Here is a 1,931-nt window from a genome sequence, read left to right on the forward strand (position 1 = left end):
CCACGGCGGTCGCAAGCGCCACCCAACCGGCGCGCCGCCCGGCCTTCCTCGGCTCCGTGCTGCTCGCACTCGCGCTCGCCACGGTCGCGCCCTGGGCGCTGCAGCGCCTGTTGCTGCGCTTGCTGCCCGCACACCTGCCGGCCACGCGGCTGCGGCGCTCGCTGCTCGCGGCCCTGGCCATCGGCGCGAATGTGCTGCTGGTGGCGGCGGCCCTGCAGGCGGCCTGGGCTGCGCTCGCGGCCGGGCAGCCCCCCTCGGAGCTGCTGCGCGCGCTGGAGCATGCGAGCATCCGCGCCGGGGCCTACGCCGCCTTCGTCATCAGCCTGGGCAACGCGCTGCTGGCGCGCCGGCGGCCGAGCTGGCGCCTGCTGCCGCTGTCGGACGCCCAGGCACGGCGCCTGGCACCCTACCCCTGGTGGATCGCCCTGCTGTCCGCCGCAGGCGCCTTGGCCGGCGACCTCAACGCCCTGCTGGGCGTGAGCCTGTCGGCCGAGGTGTTCACGCATGCATTGGCGGCGCTGCTGCTGTCGCTGGCGCTGGCGGCCTTCCTCGCGCGCACGCGCCGCCGCGTGGTGCGGGTGGCGCAGCCCGCGGCCACCGAGCCCGCAGCGCCGCTGGAGGCGGCGGTGCAGATGGAGGTCCGGCCCCTGTGGCTGGGCGTGGTGCTGGCGGCAGCGGCCCTGGCGGTGCTGGCCGCCCTGCTCGGATTGGCGCTCGGCTACGTGGCGCTGGCCGGCATGCTGGCGCGCCAGACCGTGTGGTCCGGCGTGGTGTTCGCCACGACCTACCTGCTGTGCCTGCTGGCGGAGGACTTGAGCGAGGCGCTGCTGTCTTCCCAGGGCATGGTCGGGCGCCACCTGCACACCGCGCTCGGCCTGGAGCCGCGCCTGCTGGACCAACTGGCGGTGCTGGCCTCGGGGGCGCTGCGGGTGCTGCTGCTGTTCTACATGGCAATCGCCCTGATGGCGCCCTTCGGCACCGGCCCGGACGAGCTGTTCCGGCGCGGCAGCCTGCAGGGCGGCAGCCTGAAGATCGGCGACTTCGTGCTCGCTCCCCAGTCCCTGGCGACGGCGGTGGCGGTGCTGGTCGCGGGCTTCATGGCGATCCGCATGCTCAAGCGCTGGCTGGCCGAACGCTACTTCCCGAACACCGCGCTGGAGCCGGGGATGCAAAGCTCCATCACCACGCTGCTGGGCTACATCGGCGGGGTGGTGGTGATCGCCATCGCCCTGGCAGGCCTGGGCATCAGCGTGGAGCGCATCGCCTGGGTGGCCAGCGCCCTGTCGGTGGGCATCGGCTTTGGCCTGCAGGCGATCGTGCAGAACTTCATCTCCGGCCTGATCCTGCTGGCCGAGCGGCCGGTGCGCGTGGGCGACTGGGTGGTGCTGGGCGACACCGAAGGCGACGTGCGCCGCATCAACGTGCGCGCCACCGAGATCCAGCAGTGGGACCGCTCCACCGTCATCGTGCCGAACTCCGAGTTCATCACCAAGACGGTGCGCAACGTGACGCTCACCGGCGCCCAGGGGCGGCTCATGCTGCGCCTGCCGGCGCCGCTCACCACCGACGCCCAGCGCATGCGCGAGCTGATCCTGGCAGCCTTCCAGGCCCACGAGGCGGTGCTGGACGACCCAGCCCCGGTGGTGCAGCTCGAAGGCATCCAGAACGGCACCCTCACCTTCCTGGCGATCGGCTGGGTCGCCAGTCCGCGGCAGGTGGGCGGCGTGCGCAGCGACCTGCTGTTTGCCATCCTGGAGGCGCTGCGGCGCGAGGGCCTGCAGCTGTCGCCGCCCGCGACCACGCTGGTGACCCCGGAGGCGCCGCTCCTGGACGAGCGCGCCGCCGCGGGGCAGCCACCGGCCGATGCCGCTGGCTGAGGGCCCCTTTTTAGCCCCGCCAGGCGCGCAGCCACAGCCACTGGCTGGGGGGGG

The 1,931-nt window shown here is 73.8% G+C and carries 1 protein-coding gene; it reads left to right on the forward strand.

Annotated features, from left to right (window positions below):
* On the forward strand, window positions 1-1,877 hold a 1,877-nt coding region (locus A612_RS08725; protein WP_019374119.1), incomplete at its 5' end, for a mechanosensitive ion channel family protein.
* Window positions 1,878-1,931: the final 54 nt, after the last annotated feature.

The sequence above is a fragment of the Melaminivora alkalimesophila genome, assembly GCF_000282995.1.
Classification (GTDB): domain Bacteria; phylum Pseudomonadota; class Gammaproteobacteria; order Burkholderiales; family Burkholderiaceae_C; genus Melaminivora; species Melaminivora alkalimesophila.